The sequence below is a fragment of the Halomonas fontilapidosi genome (genome assembly GCF_014192285.1).
Classification (GTDB): Bacteria; Pseudomonadota; Gammaproteobacteria; order Pseudomonadales; family Halomonadaceae; genus Halomonas; species Halomonas fontilapidosi.
This window is the reverse complement of record NZ_JACHXQ010000001.1, coordinates 376,716-393,981: the sequence shown is the minus strand read 5'-3', so window position 1 is coordinate 393,981 and position 17,266 is coordinate 376,716. Positions and strand designations below refer to the sequence as shown.

Genomic DNA, 17,266 nt, shown 5'->3' with positions numbered 1-17,266 from the left:
TCGATCACTGGCCCTGGGGTAGAACCTGACAGCGAGGCGTCAGGCGGTGGCCCGCTGCGGTAACCAGGCGGCCTCGTCCTGGCTGGCGTTAGCCGGCGCCGTATCCTGCGCGAGGTGATGGACCTGGCTGGCGCTGTCCTCACTGAGCTTGAAGGCGGTGACCATATCGATCAGCCGCTGCGCCGCGGCTTGCATCTCGGCGGCGGCACTCGAGGTTTCGGCGACCAGGCTGACATTCTGCTGGGTGGCGCTATCCATCTGCGTGACGGCGGTTCCCACCTGCTGGATGCCGGCGTCCTGCTCCTTGACGGCCAGGGCGATCTCGTTCATCAGGCCCGCCAGCCGGCGAATGTCGCCGACTGTCGCTTCGATGCTTTCCTTGCTGCGCGTGGTCTGGCTAACGCCGCCGGCGATGCCTGAGCGGATTTCCTCGACCATGCCGCGGATCTGCTGGGCTGACTGGGCGCTGCGACTGGCCAGGGTGCGCACCTCGCTTGCCACCACGGCGAAGCCCTTGCCGTGCTCGCCGGCCCGTGCCGCTTCCACCGAGGCGTTCAGGGCCAGGATATTGGTCTGGAAGGCGATGGAGTCGATCACCTCGATGATCTCCCCGACCCGGCGCGAGCTGGTCTCGAGGGCCTGCATCATCTCGGCCAGGTGCGTTACCTCGGCGATCCCGCTCTCGGCCTTCTCGGCGGCAGCGCTGGAAACGCTGTCGGCGTGGTGGGCGGTATCACTGTTCTGGGTCACGATCGAGGAAATCTCTTCCATGCTGGCCGCGGTTTCCTGAAGCGCCGAGGCCTGCTGCTCGGTGCGCGAGGCGAGGTCCTCGCTGCCGCTGGCGATCTGGGTGGAGGCCATGCCCACGGTCTGTGCGCTGTCGCGAACGGCCTGGAAGCTGCGGTCCATGCGCGAGATGAAGGCGTTGAACTCGCGGGCCAGCACGCCGATCTCGTCGCCACGCCGGCTCTCGATGCGGGCGCTCAGGTCGCCTTCTCCCTGGGTGATATCGCGAATGCGCTCGCTCACCTGGCGAATGGCGCGCGACATCAGGTTCGGGCCCACCAGGGCCAGCGCTAGTACCAGCAGGAACACCACGGCAGAGAAGGCTGCCAGCCAACGTTGCTGGGCGGCGACGCTCGCCAGCGTCTGCTCCTCGAGGGCCAGGCCGACCTGGTCGGCGCGCTCGCCGGCGATATTGTAGAGTTCGCGCAGGGCGTCGAAGGCGGCCTGAGAGGCATTGGCCTGCTGGGCAGCGGCGTCGATGTCTCCCGCGGCGTGACGTGCGAAGACCGCCGAGGAGACTTCCTCCCACGCATCGAATCGTGGCGCGAACTCGCCCAGCGCATCGGTAATGGTCGGGTAGCCGCTCAGGGTGTCGAGGAAGGCATGCATCCGCTCCCGGGCCTGGTCGGCATTTTCCCGGTACTCCGCCCGCAGCGTCTCGGCGACCTCGCTGCCGGGGTCGGCATCCAGCACTTGCTGCTCGGCCAGGCGCGCCTGGTAGAGGTCGCGGTCCGCGTTCAGTACGGCGGAGATGGCGGGGTTGAAGGCGCTGCTGAATTCCGTCATGCGCTGCTTGATGGAGTGCACAAGCAGGGTGCTGGCGGAAAAGACAACCAGCAATGCCAGGGCGACCCCGATGAAGGCTAGGGTGTACTTGACGTTGATGCGATTGAGGCGTGAGAGCATAGGAGTTCCGCCGCTGTTGTTGTGGAGGGGCTGTCTTATGGTTCATCGGCCCAGGCGAAAGAAACTTGACTGGTCCCCAAACTGCCGTGCTGTAGCATCCGGGGAGCGGCGAGACCCGCGCCTTTTGTCGCACTGCCGTGGCGCGCATCGCTGGAATCTCATCCTCATTTCGACCAATGCCTCAAGCGTTTTCCGTCCGGCATGACGCATTAACACGTCTTTTAATGTAGTATTTCATGCTTTTACGTTAGGTTACCGGCGCGGCCGGGTGGTCGTTCGCGATGACATCACTGAACATGGCACGGGATGAGGGGAGGGAGCATGAAGCGTCGAGAGTGTCTAGGCTGGCTGGCCGGCATGGCCAGCCTACCGCTCTGGATGTCGGCCTGCTCGCTGCGTGATGATCTAACGCTCGGCCTTCATCCCTGGCCGGGGTACGAGTCACTCTTCCTGGCGGGCGAGTTCGGCTGGCTGCCAGGCGGCGTGTCGCTTCAGCGTGGCGCCAACGCCGGCGCCTCGCTGACCGGATTGCGCCGCGGTGAACTGGATGGGGCGGCGCTGACCCTGGACGAAGTGCTCAAGGCCCGCGGCGAGGGCCTGCCACTCACGGTTATCCTGGTGTTCAATGATTCGGTGGGTGCCGACATGGTGCTGGCAAGGCCGGGGATTACGTCGCTCGCCGAATTGGCGGGCAGGCGAGTGGCCGTGGAGCGCAGTGCCGTGGGCAGCCTCGTCCTGCATCAGCTGCTGGCGGCGGCGGGGCTACAAGCGGGCGAGATCGAGGTGGTGGATCTGCCACCGGATCGCCAACTGGCCGCCTGGCGCCAGGGAGATATCGACGGCGCCGTGACCTACGAGCCGATCGCCAGCCAGCTGAGGCGCGAAGGGGCGCACTCGCTCTTCGACAGCAGCCAGTTTCCCGACATGATTCTCGATGTGCTGGCGGTCCGACGCGATCGCCTGCGTTGGCAAACCCGAACACTCGAAGCCTTGGTAGCGGCTCACTTCCGCGGTCTGGCCCACCTGAGGGTCAATCGTGAGGATGCCATGCGCCGCATCGCTGCCTGGCGTGGACTGACCTTCGATGAGGTTCGCCTCTCCTACGCCGGCATGGAGCTTCCCGGTGTCGCGGGCAATCGCCACTACTTTGGCGCCGAGGGGCGCCTGCTGGCGGCGGCGGAGACCCTCAACGAGGTCATGGTCGCCAGCGGGCTGCTGGAAGCACCATCGTCCCTGGAGGGGCTGATGGACGATCGCTACCTGCCCCGAGGCGAAGTGACATGAGGTCATTGGCACGACATTGGCTGGCTGTGCTGTTGGCCGTAAGCGTCTCGACCGTCCCTCCGGCCCAGGCCGGCGACTCCCTGGTGCTGGGCATCTTTGCCTACCGCGACCCGGCGGTGATGCAGGCGCGCTACCAGCCCCTGGCCGACTATCTTGATGCCCAGCTACCCGACACGCGGGTATCGCTGGAGACACTGGGGCTGGATGCCATCGAGCGTGCGATCTCCCATCGCCGGGTCGATCTGCTGATGACCAATCCCAGCCATTACCTGCTGGTGCGCAGTCGCAACAGCCTCACCGGTGCCCTGGCCACGCAGATTCGCCTCGCCCATGGCCAGGAAGTCAGTTCCCTGGGGGGCGTGATCATCACCCGAGCGAACCGTGACGACATCAGTGAACTTGGCGATCTCAAGGGGCAGCGTGTCGGGATCCCCGGCAAGCGTTTCCTGGGGGGATACCAGACCCAGGCTTACGAGCTTCAGCAGGCTGGGCTGTCGCCTTCGCGAGATATCGACACGCTGGAGCTGGGGAGTCACGACGCCGTGGTATCCGCCGTCGCGGCGGGGCGAGTGGATGTCGGCTTCGTGCGAACCGGCGTGCTGGAGAGCCTCGCTCGCGAGGGTCGCATCGATCTGGACCGGCTCAAGGTCGTGAATGCCCAGCAGCTCTCGGGCTTCCCTTATGTGATCTCCACGCGGCTCTATCCGGAATGGCCGCTGATGGCACTGCCCCAGGTCGAACGCGCGATCGTTCAGCGTATTTCCTCGGCGCTGTTTGCCTTGACGCCCGACCACGAGGTGGCCCAGGCCGCCGGGATAGCGGGCTTCGCGCCGCCGATGGATTATCTGCCCGTCGAGAAGCTGGCGCGCCAACTGCGTCTTCCGCCCTTTGATCAGTCGCCGGACGTGACCTGGCAGGATATCTGGGAACAGCAACGTCCCTACCTGTTGGCCCTGCTGGGCGCCTTGCTGATCGTGCTGCTGCTGCTGGCCCAGCTCTCGCGGCGCAACCGCAAGCTGAAGCGTCAGCGTGAGCAGATGCGGCTGGCGGCCAGCGTGTTCGACCACACCCACGAGGGCATCATGATCACCTCACCGGACGGGCGGATTATCGCGGTGAACCCGGCCTTTACCACGATCACCGGTTACGACCGCCAGGACGTCATCGGGCACAACGCGAACCTGCTCGGCTTGGGCCGCCACGAGCCCGCCTTCTTTTTTGACCTATGGCAGGCGTTGCAGGAAAACGGCTATTGGTTTGGCGAGATCTGGAACCGTCGCAAGTGCGGGCGAGACTATGCGCAGCGGCTCACCATCAGTGCCGTGCGCGACGACCACGGTCAGGTAAAGCGCTACGTGGGCCTGATGGAAGACATCACCAGCGTCAAGGCGCATCAGCAGGAACTGGAGTACATCGCCCACTATGATGCCCTGACCGGTCTGCCCAACCGTGTGCTGCTCGCCGACCGCATCCATCAGGCGATGGCATCGGCCAGACGGCATCAGCATCGCCTGGCGCTGGTCTTCATCGACCTGGACGGTTTCAAGGCGGTCAACGATGTGCATGGCCACGACATGGGGGACCGCCTGCTGGTCGAACTGTCGCAGCGCATGCAGGCGGCCCTGCGTGAAAGCGATACGCTGGGGCGCCTGGGGGGCGACGAATTCGTGGCGGTGCTGGGGGATCTGGAATCCACCGAGGCCTGTCGCGTGGTGCTAAAGCGTCTTCTATCGGTGGTGGCCACGCCCATGGAGCTGAACGGGGTGAAGCTCCAGGTCTCCGCCAGCATGGGCGTGGCCTTCTCTCCACCAGGGCAGGAACTGGATGCCGATCAGCTGCTGCGCCATGCCGACCAGGCCATGTATCGGGCCAAGGAACTGGGCAAGAATCGCTATGCCTATTTCGAGCCGGAACTCGAGGACAGTGGTGCATCGCTGCCTGAACAGGCGGCGTGCGACTGCTGACGCTAGGCGCGTCCACGGTTCTTGTTCATCTCCCCACCTTCATCCCCCAGCCTTGTCCCACACCCCTCGAGTCGACGTGGGAATGAAGCGATGAGGGGAGAGGCAATGCCGAGTTGTCAGCCGACCGTATCGGCCGCCCGCCGGGGGCTTGCTGCCGGCGGGCGCTCGTTTGAGGAGACGCCAAGGGTGAAGGAGCCGACTGCCGCCATCAGCTCGCTGGCGGCGTCGGCCAGCTTCTCGGCGGTGGCATGGGCGCCGTCCAGCGCGCTCGACGACTTCTGCAGAGAAGCCTGCATCTCGAGTACGCTGCCTTCCAGCTCCTCGATGCCCTGATGCTGCTGGTGGCTGGCCCCGTCGATTTCGCGCAGCCGCTGCGCGACCTCGTCGAAGGCGCTCAGCACTCTGGCCATGGCGTCGCCGGCGGTCCGTGTGCGGTTCACGCCGGCCTGCACGCTATCGTCGTTCTGGCGGATGCGCGAGCGGATCTGCTCCGCAGTATCGCGGGTACGCTGGGAGAGCTTGCGCACCTCGCCGGCGACCACCGCGAAGCCGCGGCCCTCCTCGCCGGCTCGGGCGGCCTCCACGGAGGCGTTCAAGGCCAGCAGGTTGGTCTGAAAGGTGATCTCGTCGATATCTCTCAGCAACTCGGCGATGCCGGCGGCGTTGGCTTCCAGCCCCTGCATGGCCTGCTGCAGGGCGAGGACTTCCTGCTGGCCGCCACGCGCCTGGTCGGCTGCTGTGCCCGCTAGCTCGCGCACCCGGCTGGCTTCGCTGGCACTCTCGCGTGTCGTGGCGCTCAGTTGCGTGGCGCTGGCCGAGACGCGCTCCACCTGGGCGGCATTTTGCTCGGCCAGCAGGCGCAGGTTGGCCTGGCCGGAGAACAAGGCATCGCTCAAGGCGCCAACCTCCTGGCCGGTATCCTGAGCCTTCAGCAGGGTGGCCGCCACGCGCTGCTGCATGGAATCGATGGCTGCCAGGGCCGGGCGGCGGCGCTCGGCCTCACTGAAGCCGATATCCAGCCGCCCCTGGCCGGCCTGCTCGGCGAAGGTAGCGACTCGCAGACCGTCCTGCACCATGCGATTCAGCACCTGGGCGAGATACCCCAGCACCACGGCCTGGGCCACCACGGCGCCACCATGCTGTGCCAGGCAGACAAGCAGCGCTGCGGCCCCCTGATGGCCGGCTTCGCCCATGCCGGCATACAGGCTGACGGCACCGAGATACTGAAGCCAGGTGAAGAGGGCGTGGTGCACGGCAATCACGGCGGCGCCGAACACGATCACTCGCCAGTTGCTGTAGAGGATCAGCGCCGACAGCATGATGAAGATACTGAAATGCGCTTCGATCTGACCGCCGCTCTGTTCAATGAGCAGCGCCGAGAGCCCCATGAACAGGGCCGCCATCACAAAGCCGTTGATGCCATGGCCCGGCATCCGCCACTGCAGCAGGGCCACCAGCGGAAAGGCGATGGCGCCGAAGGCGATGGCAAGAAGCAGCGTGCCGCTATAAGCCCCCACGGCCAGGCAGAGCGCCAGGTGAAACCCGGCGGGCATCCACATCAGGCGGTCGATGCGGCGCCGATGATCGTTGCCGGCACGGGGGCTGGGGGGAGAAGTCTGCTGTGAGGGCACGGTGTTGCCTCTTGTCGATTGAGCGGGGGGCGCGCGTCAACAGAGCGACCGCCTCTCTACGCTGTATCGGCCGGCGCATCACGATCTTTACGCTTGCTGCTGAGACGTCAACGCCCGTCGATCGGGTCGGCGGGGATCGACCGCATGCTCTGCGCCGTACGGGGACCCGGCGCCTCGATGGATCCCTCTCATGAACAATACATGTACAAATCTAGAAAAATGTAAAATTTTCCCTAAAGTCTCCGGCAAGCCTACCGATCTAGGTGCTTAGGAAAGGATCTGGTCCGAGTCATACGCCTGCTCGGCATCACATGCAGATGTCGAGGCAACGTCAGGCAGCATGCCCGGGAGTTGGTATGCCGATCCTCGGCAAGATTGATGACGTAAGCCATGCCCCAGGAGGCACCTAGTGCGCGACAACGGCCCTGTTACGAATGTGAACTACCCACTTGACCCCGACGATGTGTTGATCTCGAAGACTGATACTCACAGTCACATCACCTACGCGAACGGTCGTTTCATTGAAGTCAGTGGCTTTGATTTCAAAGAATTATTAGGATCACCCCACAACATCGTACGCCATCCCGATATGCCGGAAGTCGTCTTCAAGGATATGTGGGATACCCTGAAATCAGGCAGGTTCTGGTCGGGGTTGGTCAAAAATCGGCGCAAGAACGGTGATCATTACTGGGTTAGAGCCAATGTGGTTCCCTTGAGTGAGGGTGGCGCTGTGAAGGGGTATGCGTCCATTCGTGTCAAGCCGAATGACGACGAAGTACGCATGGCCGAGGAGGTTTATCGCGATATCCGCCAGGGGAAAGGCCGGTACCTGGTGTGGCGTGGCATGTGGTATCGCCGCGGCTTATTCAGCCGTCTGCGCCGTATTAATTTCCATTCCGTTGGCACTCGTATCGGTGGTATCAGTATTCTGACGCTGGTGATGTTGGGTATTACGGGCCTTGGCGGTGGCTACCTGATCCATCAGCAGGCAGCAGACGTTGAGCGGTTACAGCTCCGCAGTCAGGCTTATAGCCTTGAACGGCATTTACTGCAAAACGAGCGTGACATGGATGCTGCTGTCGAGGCCGAGAGTCGGTACGAGGCGCGGACAGCAGCAGAAAGCTTGGCTGAGAACGCACGCGAACTCGAAATTGCGTGGGGGGCGTTGCAGGAAGCACTGGATGCTTATGATGTGCTGTACAGTGATGAGCTTGAGGAGCGGCTCGATAATGTGATCAATGTAGTCACGGTGGCGGTACATAAGCATTTGCAGGCCGGACGCTTCGAAGAGGCAAGGTCGGTATTCGAGGGGTTCGAGAATCAACAGTCTCCACGACTGACCAGTGAACTTGAAGCACTTCATGCCGGGTTAGCCGAGTGGTCAAGCCAGCAAAAAATCGATCTGCCCATAGAGGAGCGAAAGCTGGCTTTGGCCTTTGGCCTGATAGCGCTTCTGGGAGGCTTGCTGGTAGCGGTACTGGGTTGGCGTATGGCACGCTACATTCGCATTTCCTTGTTAAAGGCCAATGATTTCGCATTGCAGGTGGCGGCGGGAAACCTTAAATCGAATATGCCTGAAACCGGCAGAGATGAAGTAGGGCAAACGCTTCATTCGCTCAACTTTATGCGAAAATCCCTGAGTTTCTTGATCGGTGAAGTCAATCAGCGCGTCGGCGTAGTGCGTCCTTCCGTCAACGAATTGATGGAGAGCAATTTGTCGATGAGCAGCCGCATTGAGCAACAAGCGTCTGCCGTGCAGGAAACGGCTGCCAGCACTGAAGAGATTTCCTCCACGGTGTCACAGAGTGCCGAGAATTCGAAGCTGGCCAGCAAAGCGTCTGTGGGTAATGTCAAGGAAGTTGATGATGCCAGCCGCATAATGCAGTCGCTGGGGGAGTCCATGAGGGACATTACCCAGCAGGCCGAGAACATGGCCAGTATCGTTGGTACTATCGATTCTATTGCGTTCCAAACTAACATCCTGGCCCTCAATGCGTCCGTGGAGGCAGCACGTGCCGGTGAACACGGTCGCGGTTTTGCCGTCGTTGCTCAAGAAGTGCGTAAACTGGCAAGCCAATCGGCGGATGCGGCCAAGAAAGTTCAGGATTTAATTCAGAGTGCTCAAGATGGAATCAGCAATGGCGAAAAGCATGCAACCGATGCGGAGCACGCCATGGAGCGTATCAGGTTGGCTAGCCAACGTGTGAACGATCTCATGGGTGAGATTAGCGCAGCAACCACCGAGCAGAATGAGGGGATTGGCCAGATCAGCCAAGCGATCTCAGAGATTGATCAGAGCACTCAGGAAAGTTCTGTGGCCATGCATACTTATAATGCCTCTACCGAGTCGCTGCGTCAGGAGATATTGGCACTTTCCCATAGCGCGCAGGCTTTTCTCTCAGCAGCTGATGCGGCGAATGTAGCGAACGAACATCCGTTGACGAAAGAAACGCTATCTCAGCCGGCGATTGATGAAGTTAAAGGAAGTAAGACGCAAAAAAACTATCGCGTAACGCCGGTGGTGGAAGATCAGTGGGAATCTTTCTGATTAAGGAAGTGCACGACATGATAGGTGATTAGCAGCGCTATTTCCCGTTGGCATTTGTATCGATAAAGGGCACCGCTTCAGGGCGTTGCCTTTTTTTGCTGAATCCAGGTCTATCAGCGAGCTATCACGGGTGGAATGATATTGTGTGCCGTCTTCGTATTTCAGGGTAAAACCACGCTCTGGGCTGCCATATAACTGGATCGCTGCGGAAGCACCGCAACCGCGGGTGGTTGTGCTTGGCCCCGCTTGCGCCTAAGGTTGGCGGCTTTCTGCCACTTGCCTGAGCTCTACCCGGAGGGCGCATGATCGACGAGCACCGTGGCCGGGGCCGCCACGACGACCTGATGCGCCCCTTGCCGCCGGACGAAGATGCCAGCGGTTGGATGGTCAGCTATATCGACGTCATGACGCTGCTGGTGGCGCTGCTGGTGCTGATCATCACGCTCAGCGAGGTCGGCAAGGGCGACGGGGCTGAGGATGCGGTCGCGGAATCGCCAAGCATTCTCGCCGTCCAGGGCAACCTCGGTGTGCCGCTGCCCGAGCCCCTGCAACAGGTGCTGAAGCGTCGACGCATCAAGCCTGTGCCGAACGGCACCTTGTCGCCCCGCGCGATTTCGGCCGCCCTCGGGGTGGCCGGCTTGCCCGCGTCCCGTAAAACGCCGCCGCCGATGCTGGCCCTCCCCGACATCGCCACGATCATTGACGTGCCGTCTGGCGACGCGGCTATCGATTGGCCGCGTCTGGTGATGCCGGCCGATGATCCCGCCCGGCCCTTGGCCGACTACCTGCTGGTACTGACCGATCGTCCCCCCGTGGGTGTCGAGGAGCTCGACCCGGGCGCCATTGGCGGGGCGCGCCGGGTGGCCGAATCGCTTCAGAGCATCCCGTATCTGGAAGACCTGGAGGGCATGGAAGTCTCCAGGATTCCCGAGGGCATTCGGTTGCGGGTGGAGGATCGCCTGCTGTTCCCCACCGCCGAGGCGGAATTGACCGAGGAGGGGCGCACGCTGGTCATGGAGCGCTTGCGCGAAATGGTTGAACGTCACCCCGGGGAAGTCGCGGTGGAGGGCCACTCCGACAGCCAGCCGATCAATACCGAGCGATTCCCCTCCAACTGGGCGCTTTCCAGTGCCCGGGCCATTGCCATCGTCGAGGCGCTGGTGGAGGCCGGCATCGCTCCATCGCGCCTGCGTGCCGTGGGGCTCGCCGATACGCGCCCCTTGGCGAGCAACGCTAGCGCCGAGGGGCGTGCCCGCAACCGTCGGGTGGAGGTGGTGATTCAGACGCGCTGAGCGTCGCGTCAGCGCGGGCGAAGCAGTTCTCGCAGATCGCCATCGAGCTTGAGCGCAAGACTGCTGCTGCCCAGGATGCGGTCGCTGTGCAGTTCCACCACGCGCAGTGCCAGGTAGAGATGCTCATGCCCTCGGGCATAGGTGCCGAGCAGCAGCGCATCGGCATCCTGTCGGTTCCCCAGGTCTCGGACCTGCCAAGATAGCAGGCCGTCGCCGCCGCGCACTTGCCGTAGCTGGCGGCCGTCGAGCAATACGTCGTGCACCGGCATGCCCGCGCGAGCCAGTGCCGATGCCGAGAGTTCTGCGGCGATGCGCTCGAAGGCTGACGGCGGCTCTACCCCCTCCACGTCAATAAACGAGGCCGCGATCAGCGGGCCCTGATCGGTGAGCTCGGGGAAGGCCTCGACCATGTCCCGCATGGCCTTATCGAGGGCATCGGCGAGCCCCGGTGCGGGCGGCGCGTTGTAGAGCGCGCCTTCATGGCGAGCGCATCCGCTCAGGCTCAGTAGCATGAGCAACAGCAGGCAGGCCAGGCGCAGAGGGTAGGGCATGATGACGACATCTCCAGAACAAAGGCGATGCATTGATCGGCGAGACGCCGACAAACTTGAAGCAGGCCTGGCTCGTCACCCTTGGGCGGAGGGCACTGTCGAGGAGTGGCGTGTCGACCGGGATGCATCCAGTGATCGGCGTTAGGCGAGACTGCGCAGGCTTTCCTGAGCCCCGACGTTGGCAGTGCGGGCGATGATGTCGTACTGGCTGAGTTCGGCAACCGCTGTGCGCTCTGCCTGGAGGCGGTCAGACGCGGCAGCGCGCTGGGGCGCGTCACTGCCGGTCTGCCGAGTATCGGCGGAACCCACGGGGGATTGGGCCGACTGCGCTTCACGGCGGGCGCCATCCATCTCGCCCTGCTGCCTGGCCATCTCGAGCTGGGCGGCCATCATGTAGCCGCGGGCACGCGCCGCCACCTGATGATCCTTGGGGGAGGGGTCGGCCGGGGCGAGGGCCGCACTGATGACCTGCTGCATCTTGTCGATGGTGGCGCGCGGGTCACCCTGTACGGGGCCGTAATCGATGGGCACCTCACCCGCGACCACATAGCGTTTGCCGTCGGGACCGCGCTCGTAGGAATAGCTGGCGCCGCCGGTATAGGCGCCGCCGGCAACCTGGTGCGCCAGTTCATGCCGGCGTATCTCCTGGTCGGTGACCTTCATCTGCTCGACCTGGCGCAGCTCCGCCTCGGTCAGCGTCTCGGCGCCGGGCTTGGTTGGCTTGTCGCCCGGGGTGACGTGCTTGTCGTCGTCCGCCTGCGTGGGACGTGGCGTGTCGCGACCCGCCCGGGTCTCGGCGTTAGCAGCCTCTCCGCGTGCGTTGCGTGCCTCACCCCCTTGCGCCGAGGCGTGCATCGTGCCCGACACGCCTTGTTGGGCGGGAAGCGGAATGGGACCAACGACGGTGGACGCGAACATAGCGGGTTCCGATGAATGCCCTGCAGCAAGGGCGGTTAATGGTAAAGTATTAGCGATCTCCATCAGAACGACAAGTCCGTGGCGACCATGCCCAGCATCGACGTGATCATCGATCTCTCATACGAGGCCTGCCTGTCGCACTATGCCGGCCAGGTAGCCAACGTGCAGACGCGTAGCCTGGATGGGCGTGTTGTGCTGTTTCCCGCCGAGGCGATGAGGCGGGTGGTCACACGCGACGGCGTGCATGGCCGCTTTCGACTGACCTTCACCGATGCGGGGCGCTTCTGCTCGATAACGCGGCTGGGGGTGCGTTGATCTAACCACTGCTGCCAGTCTGCTCGACGTAGCGCTTCATCAGGCGGGGCATGGCGCGTGTGACGACGGGTCTACCGTCGCTTGGTGCATCAAGTTGTGAGGTCGAAGGCCGATATCCTGGGGAGTGTATAGGGAATGCCGGTGCTGCTTGGTGCCTGGAGAGTGTCTGGTGTCCTCGCGCGAAGCACTGCACCATTAGGGGCACAACGATAAGGTGATGACGGGCCTAGTCTAGGCCTGGCCAGTCGTCGCCACCGCGCAGGGAGCACACCATTCATGCCGTTCAAGACCCGTGATATTGCCCTGGATAGCTGGCTGCTGATGGTCTCGGCGGCGTTTGTGCTGATGGGGCTGGCGGGGGTGGTGCAGGGACTGCTTAACTCCCTGCAAACCCTGCTGGTACCAGACGCCGCCTTGGCCGCCATCCTCTCCGGTGTCGGCCTGCTGGCCGTGGTGCAGCACTGGCAGCAGGCGCGTTTCGTGGCCGGTGGCGCGCTGCTTGCCCTGATGCTCTATACCTTGGGGCACAATGCCGAGGCAGGCGGGAGCCAGGTGGGTGTCTCCTGGCTGTCCGCAGAGCCGCGGTTATCCTCTTGGCTAGCCACCATCCTGGTGGTGGTGGCTGGCTGTCTGTTGTCGGGGGTCGAGGGGCGAGTACAGCGGGGCGTCTGGTTGACGGTGGGCTCGCTCCTGCTGGGTATCGGCAGTGTCCTGCTGGCTTTGCTGCACGATTTTTCGGCGCAGGGCCACGTTCTGTCAGGTATGACGTCATCACCGCTGGTGGTGGCGATGTTCATGTTGCTTTTCGGTGCCGCCATGCTGGCAGCGGGTGTCAGTGGAGCCCAGCGGAAAATCAAGCTGGGACGGGCGGCCGTGATGGCAGGCCTGGCGGGGGTGCTGGTCAGCAGCCTGGCATGGGCCCTGCTCAGCTGGCAGCAGCAACAGCGGGTTCACCTTCATGCCGAGAACCTGCTCGACAACATCCGCCTGAATGCCGAACAGGTGATGGCGTCGCACCTTTCGTTAATGCAGCGCATGGCCGAGCGGCTGGACGCCTCTGCAGATGGGCTGGAACCCGCCGTGCTCGGCCGCGATGTGGCCAACCACTTGCGGGATACGCCAAGTCTCGAGGTCATCGGCCTGCTCGATGACCGGCAGACGTGGCGCTGGCGCGAGGCGCGTAGCGACGAGCTTCAGCGCTGGCTGGTCCAGTGGACGAACACCGAGCGCGTTAGCGACTGGCTCAGCATGCCGTTTCCCCAGCCGCGCATCACGCTGCCCGATGACAACGCCCCGGCGCTGGCGATCATGGCGATCTCGGTGCCTCGTCGCGACCAGCAGCTGGTGGCCGTGCTGGACATGGCCACGCTCCTGAAGCATGAGCTGCGCGTCCAGTTGAGCGGCTTTCAGGTCAACCTCTCGCGCGATGATGCGGTGCTCACCTCGCTGGTGGCGCCGGGCATGAAGCCCCATGACGTCATGCCCGCGGCCACGCTGGCATCACGTCATATCGGCCTGCCGGGTGGGCCGATGCTCAGCCCATCGGTACAGGCCCGCGGCGCGACGAGCTGGCTGCAGGCCGGTGTGGTGCCCTCGGCAGTTGCCCTGGGGGGCCTGGTGCTGAGCTATCTGCTGGTGTTCAGCCTGGGAATGGCAAGGCTGGCGCTGGGGCATTCGCGGCAACTGATCGCCGCGCGGGAGCAGCTCGAACAGCATCAGGCTATCCAGGCAATGATTGCCGAGGATCGGCCACTCGACGAGATCCTCGAGGCCATCTGTCTCATGCTGGAGAGCCAGTTGAATGGCGGGATCTGCTCGATCATGCTGGCCGATGATGATGGCCACGTACTGCGCCTGGTGGCAGGGAACAGCCTGCCGACGGGCTATCGCGACGCCGTGCGCTCGATTCCCGTGGGCGCTGGCATCGGTGCCTGTGGCAGCTCGGCTCACGACCGCAAGGTGGTGGTCTGCGAGGATCTCGCCCACGACCCGCGCTGGAAAGGATTCCGGACTGTGGCGACCCGTGAGGGGCTCAGAGCCTGCTGGTCCTATCCGGTGATCGCAAGCGACGGTCGGCTACTGGGGACCTTTGCGACCTACTACCGCCAACCGGCGAGTCCGCGCGATGACGAGCTGGACATATTTCGTCAGGCCGTGGATCTGGTCGGGCTGGCGGTGGAGCGCGAACAGGATCGACGTTCGCTATGGGAGAGCGAGCAGCGCTATAGGTCGCTGTTCGCCTATAACCCGGATGCGGTGTTTTCACTGGACCTCAAGGGGCACTTCGTCGCGGCCAACGCGCATTGTGCTGCGCTGACCGGCTATAGCGTTGAACAGATGCTGGGTGCGCACTATGCCGAGTTCCTCCAGCCCGACGACCTGGCTCATGTTCAGCAGATGTTCGAGACCGCCGCGGCCGGGGACCCCATCCGTTACGAGCTGCAGATTCCGAATCGTGACGGCAAGATGCGCTGGCTGGACGTGACCAACCTGCCTGTCGTGGTCGATCAGCGGATCAAGGGCGTCTACGGCATTGCCAAGGACGTGACCCGCCGCCGCGAATACGAGACCCGGCTACGGATTCTCGAGCGCGGGGTGGAAGCCAGTGTCAACGGAGTAGTGATCGCCGACGCCGCCGAACCCGACCTGCCGATCATCTACGCCAACGACGCCTTCCAGCGTATGACAGGCTACACGCGAGAGGAGGTGATTGGCCGCAATTGCCGCTTCCTGCAGGGCAGCGAGACCGACAGGGCAGTGGTGCAGCAGATTCGTCAGCAGCTGGCCCACCAGCGTGAGGTGCATGTCACGCTGTGCAACTACCGCAAGGATGGCACCCCTTTCTGGAACGATCTTTTCATCGCCCCGGTGCGCGATGAAGAGGGGCGGGTCAGCCACTACGTGGGCATCCAGCACGATATCTCCGAACACAAGGCCTATGAGGCCCGCCTGGCCTATCACGCCAGTCACGATGCGCTGACGGGTCTGGCCAACCGGGCGCTGCTCGAAGATCGACTGGCCCATGATTTCGAACTGGCCAGGCGCCAGGGGCAGCTGCTGGCGGTGCTCTTCGTCGACCTCGACGAATTCAAGCCCATCAACGACAGCCTGGGCCACGCCATCGGCGACCAGCTGCTGCGAGGGGTCGCAAAGCGGTTGTCTGCGGCCATGCGCGCGGGTGACACCCTGGCGCGGCTGGGAGGTGACGAGTTCGTGATACTGCTGCCCGATCTGCACAATGAGGAGCAGGCGCTGCATGTGGTCGAGCGGCTGCTGACGATCATTGCGCGGCCCTACCGGGTCGGCGAGCATGAGCTTTCCCTGTCGTGCAGCATCGGTATTGCCGTCAGCAACACGGAGGTCGCTCAGCCGCTCGAGCTCATTCAGCAGGCTGACATGGCCATGTACCGGGCCAAGCAGGAGGGGCGTAATGGTTACCAGTGGTTTACCCCCGAGATCACCCACCGACTGGGCGATCGCGTGGCGCTGCGTAATGAGCTCCAGGAGGCCATCGACACGCAGGCCTTCGAGTTGCATTATCAGCCGTTGATCGATCGCCAGGGGCGGGTAGCAAGCGTGGAGGCACTGTTGCGCTGGCCCCACCCGCGGCGCGGCTACGTCTCGCCGGCACAGTTCATTCCGCTGGCGGAGGAGACCGGACAGATCATCTCCATCAGCGAGTGGGTGCTCAACCGGGCCTGCCAGGATCTGCGCATGCTCGACCAGGCGGGGCAGGACACCCTAGACGTCGCGGTCAACCTCTCGCCACTGCAGTTCCACCGTTCGAGCTTTCTCGGCAACCTGCGCCAGACCCTGGCCGTGACCGGGCTACCGGCACCGCAACTGACGCTGGAACTGACCGAAGGGGTGCTGATGAACGATACCGAGAGTGCCATTGACACCCTGCACGCCCTCAGGGGCATGGGGGTTGGCGTTGCCATCGACGACTTCGGTACCGGTTTCTCCAGTCTCAGCTACCTCAAGAACCTGCCCATCGACACGGTGAAGATCGATCGCAGCTTCGTCAGTGAGGTCACGCATAGTGTCGAAGATGCCGCCATCATCCAGGGCATCATCTCCATGGCCCATCACCTCGGTCTCCAGGTGGTCGCCGAGGGCATCGAGCACCAGGCTCAGCACCAGCTGCTGCTGACGCATGGCTGTGATCTCTTCCAGGGCTTCCACTTCGCACGCCCCATGCCCCTGGAAACGCTGATCGAATTTCTCTTGGAGCGCCAACCGGTTCACTCGGGCGATTAGGGTTGCCGTCTTCAGCCACAACAAGAGTTGAATGCCGACGGAAGGGGCTAGTCTTGTCTTCAGAGGTTGGGGATCACTCCAGGACGGGGTTAGTGGGAGTTGTTAGCGGGTGACGCCGCTTCATGACCAACGAACGACCAGTCGAGACGCCCTGCAGCGCTGGCGTGACGCTCCCACTCCGATGCCGGGATAGGTTCGACGATCAGCCCTCGGCCGGCGTGACGGACGGGGCCTTCATGGTAGGTGAGGCTTGGGCTGCGAGACGACGGCGCGGGCGCGTAGTGACCCGCCACCTCGGCGAGAATCTCGGCGGCAGTATGGCGGTTACCCCCCTCGGCCAGGTGACGCGTCAGCAGGATGAGCTGATCGATATCCGCGAGCAGCGTGTCGGCGCCCTGGGTGGAGCGTCGATGCCGGCGTTCCAGGTCATGCATGCTTTCGATATGGTGCTGCGTGTGTCGGGTCACGCGAGTGCCGGCTTCCAGGCGGCGACGCTCGACCCGGGCGAGAACACCTTCCAGGCGCCGCTTTAAGTCCGTCATCCGCTCCTGGGTCTGCGCTAGGTGCTCGACAAACAAGGAGGGTGGATCGTGCCGGATAGCCCCCAGGAGAGCCCCCTGACACTGCAGGAATTCGTGACGCAGCGCCATCACGTGATCACCCAGCGATGAAAGGGCGCGCAGGTAGCGGGCACGCTTCTGTCGAGAGGTGGTGACGACCGCACGAATGGCGCGACTCAGCTTGCTCATGGCGCGATTCCACTCGGTACATGAAGGCTCTATACCCGGATGGACAAGGCAACCTTCCAAGG

The 17,266-nt window shown here is 63.5% G+C and carries 11 protein-coding genes; 6 read left to right on the top strand and 5 right to left on the bottom strand.

Features of this window, described 5'->3' with window-relative positions; translation table 11 throughout:
* Positions 1–39 precede the first annotated feature (39 nt).
* Positions 40–1,692 carry a methyl-accepting chemotaxis protein gene (locus FHR95_RS01840; RefSeq protein WP_183313132.1) on the bottom strand — a complete coding sequence of 551 codons (1,653 nt, stop codon included), beginning with the start codon at positions 1,690–1,692 and terminating at the stop codon, positions 40–42.
* A gap of 321 nt (positions 1,693–2,013) precedes the next feature.
* On the opposite strand from FHR95_RS01840, the gene FHR95_RS01835 reads away from it, so the two are divergent.
* Positions 2,014–2,976: an ABC transporter substrate-binding protein gene (locus FHR95_RS01835; protein WP_183313131.1), complete on the top strand. Its 963-nt coding sequence runs from the start codon at positions 2,014–2,016 to the stop codon at positions 2,974–2,976.
* Positions 2,973–4,940, top strand: a complete 1,968-nt coding sequence (locus FHR95_RS01830; RefSeq protein WP_183313130.1) for a PhnD/SsuA/transferrin family substrate-binding protein — start codon at positions 2,973–2,975, stop codon at positions 4,938–4,940. Before FHR95_RS01835 ends, FHR95_RS01830 begins: the two co-directional genes overlap by 4 nt.
* Positions 4,941–5,056: 116 nt before the next feature.
* Here the strand turns inward: FHR95_RS01830 and FHR95_RS01825 are convergent, their stop codons facing one another.
* Entirely contained in the window at positions 5,057–6,571 is a 1,515-nt protein-coding gene (locus FHR95_RS01825; protein ID WP_343065154.1) for a methyl-accepting chemotaxis protein, read from the bottom strand.
* Positions 6,572–6,980: 409 nt separating this feature from the next.
* On the opposite strand from FHR95_RS01825, the gene FHR95_RS01820 reads away from it, so the two are divergent.
* On the top strand, positions 6,981–9,119 hold the full coding sequence (locus tag FHR95_RS01820; RefSeq protein WP_183313129.1) for a methyl-accepting chemotaxis protein: 2,139 nt from the start codon (positions 6,981–6,983) through the stop codon (positions 9,117–9,119).
* A 302-nt stretch (positions 9,120–9,421) separates the two neighbouring features.
* Complete coding sequence (locus FHR95_RS01815) at positions 9,422–10,411, top strand: OmpA family protein (RefSeq protein ID WP_183313128.1); 990 nt, start codon at positions 9,422–9,424, stop codon at positions 10,409–10,411.
* 8 nt (positions 10,412–10,419) lie between these two features.
* Here FHR95_RS01815 and FHR95_RS01810 read toward each other — a convergent pair whose 3' ends face one another.
* Together FHR95_RS01810 and FHR95_RS01805 are read right to left on the bottom strand one after the other, a co-directional pair.
* Positions 10,420–10,962 carry a FlgO family outer membrane protein gene (locus FHR95_RS01810; RefSeq protein ID WP_183313127.1) on the bottom strand — a complete coding sequence of 181 codons (543 nt, stop codon included), beginning with the start codon at positions 10,960–10,962 and terminating at the stop codon, positions 10,420–10,422.
* Positions 10,963–11,103: 141 nt separating this feature from the next.
* Positions 11,104–11,880 (bottom strand): putative metalloprotease CJM1_0395 family protein, encoded by a 777-nt coding sequence (locus FHR95_RS01805; RefSeq protein ID WP_246378299.1) that lies wholly within the window; start codon positions 11,878–11,880, stop codon positions 11,104–11,106.
* 87 nt (positions 11,881–11,967) lie between these two features.
* Between FHR95_RS01805 and FHR95_RS01800 the strand changes: the two genes are divergently transcribed.
* Together FHR95_RS01800 and FHR95_RS17075 are read left to right on the top strand one after the other, a co-directional pair.
* Positions 11,968–12,195, top strand: coding sequence for a DUF2835 domain-containing protein (locus FHR95_RS01800; protein ID WP_183313370.1), 228 nt, complete (start codon positions 11,968–11,970; stop codon positions 12,193–12,195).
* A gap of 276 nt (positions 12,196–12,471) precedes the next feature.
* Positions 12,472–16,455, top strand: coding sequence for an EAL domain-containing protein (locus FHR95_RS17075; RefSeq protein ID WP_246378296.1), 3,984 nt, complete (start codon positions 12,472–12,474; stop codon positions 16,453–16,455).
* A gap of 89 nt (positions 16,456–16,544) precedes the next feature.
* On the opposite strand, the gene FHR95_RS01790 is transcribed toward FHR95_RS17075, so the two are convergent.
* Positions 16,545–17,204, bottom strand: coding sequence for a hypothetical protein (locus FHR95_RS01790; protein ID WP_183313126.1), 660 nt, complete (start codon positions 17,202–17,204; stop codon positions 16,545–16,547).
* Positions 17,205–17,266 lie beyond the last annotated feature (62 nt).

What these genes read in the sequence shown, in the direction of transcription:
- FHR95_RS01840 (WP_183313132.1), bottom strand. Translation starts at nt 1,692, where the DNA reads ATGCTCTCACGCCTCAATCGCATCAACGTCAAGTACACCCTAGCCTTC.
- FHR95_RS01835 (WP_183313131.1), top strand. Translation starts at nt 2,014, where the DNA reads ATGAAGCGTCGAGAGTGTCTAGGCTGGCTGGCCGGCATGGCCAGCCTA.
- FHR95_RS01830 (WP_183313130.1), top strand. Translation starts at nt 2,973, where the DNA reads ATGAGGTCATTGGCACGACATTGGCTGGCTGTGCTGTTGGCCGTAAGC.
- FHR95_RS01815 (WP_183313128.1), top strand. Translation starts at nt 9,422, where the DNA reads ATGATCGACGAGCACCGTGGCCGGGGCCGCCACGACGACCTGATGCGC.
- FHR95_RS01810 (WP_183313127.1), bottom strand. Translation starts at nt 10,962, where the DNA reads ATGCCCTACCCTCTGCGCCTGGCCTGCCTGCTGTTGCTCATGCTACTG.
- FHR95_RS01805 (WP_246378299.1), bottom strand. Translation starts at nt 11,880, where the DNA reads ATGTTCGCGTCCACCGTCGTTGGTCCCATTCCGCTTCCCGCCCAACAA.
- FHR95_RS01800 (WP_183313370.1), top strand. Translation starts at nt 11,968, where the DNA reads ATGCCCAGCATCGACGTGATCATCGATCTCTCATACGAGGCCTGCCTG.
- FHR95_RS17075 (WP_246378296.1), top strand. Translation starts at nt 12,472, where the DNA reads ATGCCGTTCAAGACCCGTGATATTGCCCTGGATAGCTGGCTGCTGATG.
- FHR95_RS01790 (WP_183313126.1), bottom strand. Translation starts at nt 17,204, where the DNA reads ATGAGCAAGCTGAGTCGCGCCATTCGTGCGGTCGTCACCACCTCTCGA.